This is a genomic window from Nocardioides sp. (assembly GCF_016462705.1).
Classification (GTDB): domain Bacteria; phylum Actinomycetota; class Actinomycetes; order Propionibacteriales; family Nocardioidaceae; genus Nocardioides.
Genome location: NZ_JAEMSS010000199.1, coordinates 3,529 through 7,108 on the forward strand (window position 1 = coordinate 3,529; position 3,580 = coordinate 7,108).

Consider the following 3,580-nt stretch of genomic DNA (forward strand, 5'->3'; position numbering starts at 1 on the left):
TGGCTGCTCACCTACTTCGGCACCGAGCCCGTGTTCTGCATGGACCCCTCCCGCGACGACAACCGGCCGTCCGCGATCGTCCAGCAGTACTGGGCGATCTATCCCCGCTTCCTCCAGGACCTCTTCGTGCAGGCCTTCGTCGCCGGTGCCCACCACCCCGGGCAGCGGGTCACCGAGGGGCAGTGGATCAAGGCGATGGACCGGCTCCGCGACGGCATGGTCACGTGCCGCGGTTGTGGCGCGACCGGGTTCTGGGACCTCGCCGAGCCCGACCGGACCTGTCGTGCCTGCGGCACCTCGCTCGCGCCGCCGTACGTCCTCAAGATCGGCCGCCGCACCGTCGCGGTCAGCCCCCTCGCGACCCTGCGCACCGACCATCTCGCCTCGGGCGTCGACGACTCGGTCGTGGTGGGCCAGGTGCGCGCCCACCCCCAGGACGCCACCCGCTGGGGCCTGCACAACCTGTCGACGCGTCCCTGGGAGGCGACGTACGGCGCCGGGCAGGTCGTGCGGCTCGAGCCGGACCGCACCATGGAGATCTCCGACGGCATGCGCATCGCCGTCGACTCGGCCACGGTCCTGGCCACCCGCTGGCAGGGAGCATGAGCGCACTGCGGGTCGTGGTCGACGGCCGCACGATCCTCGTCGACCCGCCCCGGCTCCTGCGCATCGGTCGTGCCGTCGAGTCCGACGTCCTGCTGGCCGGCGACTCGGTCTCGCGGGTGCACGCCGAGCTGCGTCCCACCCGGGCCGGGTGGGTGCTGGTCGACGTCGCGAGCGCCCACGGCACCTTCGTCGACGGCGAGCGCGTCACCGAGCTCCGGCTCACCCGGGAGACCGAGGTGCGCTGCGGCCCCGAGGGCGGCGGCGGCGTCTTCACGGTGACGCCCGAGGTGGCGTCGGGCGAGGGGGGCGTCCCTGTGCAGCAGGAGCGCCCGACCGCGGTGCGCGCACCCGCGCAGACGCCACCGGACACCGGCTTCGAGAACACCATGGTCGTCGCGCCGGCCGTCCGCCCGGGCCCGGTGCCCGGTGCCCCGGCGGCCCGCAGCGGCCCGGCCCTGCTGGTCTCCGCCGAGGGGCGCGAGCACCGCTTCTCGCACCCGACCGGGGTCACGATCGGGCGGCTCCCCGACTGCTCCGTGGTGCTGACCGACCCGGTCTGCTCCCGTCTGCACGGTCGGGTCGACGCCGTCGCCGAGGGCTGGCTCTACACCAACTCCTCGCGCGAGGGCACCTTCGTCGACGGCCGCCGGATCGACCGGCTGGTCGTCAAGGAGCGGGTCGCGCTGCGGCTCGGTCACCCGGTCGCGGGCCCCGAGGTGTCGCTCGTCCCGATCCTCTCCGCGCAGGAGGAGGAGCGCCGCCTGGCCCGTGCCCGCTGGGCGCGCCGCCTCGCGGTGATCGGCGGTGCCGCCGCGGTGCTCCTCGTGATCGTCGCGTCCGGGGTGACCGCGGCCGTGCTGCTCGACCGGTCCGACCCGGCCCAGGTCGTCCGCTCGTCCACCTCGTCGTCGACCCCGGGGCTGCTGACCGGTGAGGAGCTCGACAGCGCCAAGATCGCCACCGTGCTGATCGGCGCCGAGTCCACCGACAGCGACGGCAACACGGTGTCGTGGTCGGGCTCCGGGTCCATCATCAGCTCCGACGGGATGATCCTGACCAACGCCCACGTCGCCGAGCCCCAGGCCGACGGGCTCGCCCAGCAGTACGGCCCGACCGACGAGGCCAACCCCGACTACCTCGAGATCGCCCTCATCGAGGACGCCGACGACTCGGCCGCCGCGCCCGCCTTCCGGGCCCGCGTCGTCGTCAGCGACGGCTTCATGGACGCCTCGGTGATCCAGATCTACGCCACGATCGACGGTGGCCCGCTCGAGGGCGAGCTCGACCTGCCCACGATCCCGATCGGCTCCTCGGCCGACCTGAGCACCGGGGAGGACGTGACCGTCCTCGGCTTCCCGGGCATCTCGGGCTCGGCCGGGGTCTCGGTCACCCGGGGCGTCATCTCGACCTTCCTCGACGACGACCGCCTCGGCCCCCGCTCCGAGATCGACACCGATGCCCGCATCGCCCCCGGCAACTCCGGGGGAGCGGCGATCGACAACGAGGCCGAGATCGTCGGCATCCCGTCGGCCACCTTCTCCCAGCAGGGGTCGTCGGTGGTCTCCGGTCGGATCCGGTCGATCGACGTCGTCAAGCCGCTCATCGCCGAGGCCGAGGCGCAGACCTCGGGCTCGCAGGACTGAAAGGTTCCTCCCGTGGGACTGCTGCTCCAGACTCCTCGCGCGCTCGTACGACGGGTCCTGCGGCCCGGCGCGCCCAGCCCGCTCGCGGGGCGCACCGTCCTCGTCACGGGCGCCTCGTCCGGCATCGGCGAGGCCACCGCGCTGGCGGTCGCCGCGCGGGGCGGCCACGTCCTGCTCGTGGCCCGCCGCGCCGACGAGCTCGAGCGGGTGCGGGCGGAGGTCGAGGCACGTGGTGGTAGCGCGACGGCGTACGTCTGCGACCTGGTGGACGGCGACGCCGTCGACGCCCTGGTGGTGCGGGTGCTGGCCGAGCACGGTGCGGTCGACTACCTCGTCAACAACGCCGGCCGCTCGATCCGGCGCTCGCTGCACCTGTCCTACGACCGCTTCCACGACGTCGAGCGCACCACCGCGATCAACTACCTGGCGCCGGTGCGGCTGACCCTCGGCCTGCTGCCGGCGATGCGCGCGCAACGCTTCGGGCACGTGGTCAACATCCTCAGCTGGGGGGTGCAGATGAAGGCGCCGAAGTTCTCCGCCTACCTCGGCTCCAAGGCAGCGCTGGACACCTGGTCGCGCATCGCCGGTCGCGAGACCTACGGCGACAACGTCACCTTCACCAACATGCGCTTCGCCCTGGTGCAGACGGCGATGACCGCGCCGACCGAGGCCTACGCCGGTCGCGGCGAGACCGCCGAGCAGGCGGCCGCCCGGGTGGTGCGGGCGCTGGAGGACCGGCCGATCACGGTCGACACGGTCGCGGGCCAGGTGGGGGAGGTGCTCAACCTGGTGGCACCTCGGCTGAGCGACGCGCTCTTCCACCGCTTCGACCGGGCGTTCGGCGACTCGCGGGCGGCGTCAGCGGCGGTCTCAGGGGCAGCATCAGGGGCGGGCTCAGGCGAGCATGGTGACCGCAGCGGTGATGCCGGCCAGCACGATCAGCACGCGGAACAGGGTCGGCGGTAGGCGTCGTCCCACGCGGGCGCCGACGTAGCCTCCGACCACCGAGCCGGCCGCGAGCAGCGCGACCGCGCGCCAGTCGACCTCGGCCACGACGACGAAGATCAGCGCGGCGATCACGTTGCCCGAGAGGATCGCCAGCGTCTTCAGGCCGTTGACGACGCGCAGCTCGAGGTCGAGCCCGAAGCCGAGGACGGCCACCATCATCACGCCCGACCCGGCCCCGAAGTAGCCGCCGTAGACACCGACCAGGGTCGAGAACCCGGTCGTCACGGGGGACATGTGGGTGCGCGCGGCCGACTCGTGTCCGTCGGGCAGCCGGCGTCGGAGGGCCCGCGAGATGGTCGGCTGGGCGCCCACGAGCAGGCAGG

Annotated in this window: 4 protein-coding genes; 3 read left to right on the plus strand and 1 reads right to left on the minus strand. The window is 73.4% G+C overall.

Annotation, left to right across the window (positions count from 1 at the left end; translation table 11 throughout):
• From JHD21_RS19005 to JHD21_RS19015, 3 genes are all read left to right on the plus strand, one after another.
• Positions 1-606, plus strand: a 606-nt coding sequence (locus tag JHD21_RS19005) for a hypothetical protein (protein ID WP_292678402.1), incomplete at its 5' end; no start/stop codon positions are given.
• Complete coding sequence (locus JHD21_RS19010; RefSeq protein WP_292678404.1) at positions 603-2,249, plus strand: FHA domain-containing protein; 1,647 nt, start codon at positions 603-605, stop codon at positions 2,247-2,249. The genes JHD21_RS19005 and JHD21_RS19010, both read left to right, overlap by 4 nt.
• Positions 2,250-2,261: 12 nt before the next feature.
• Positions 2,262-3,215: an SDR family NAD(P)-dependent oxidoreductase gene (locus JHD21_RS19015; RefSeq protein WP_292678405.1), complete on the plus strand. Its 954-nt coding sequence runs from the start codon at positions 2,262-2,264 to the stop codon at positions 3,213-3,215.
• Here JHD21_RS19015 and JHD21_RS19020 read toward each other — a convergent pair.
• Positions 3,144-3,580: sulfite exporter TauE/SafE family protein (locus JHD21_RS19020; protein ID WP_292678406.1), on the minus strand; the 437-nt coding region annotated here is incomplete at its 5' end. The genes JHD21_RS19015 and JHD21_RS19020 overlap by 72 nt on opposite strands.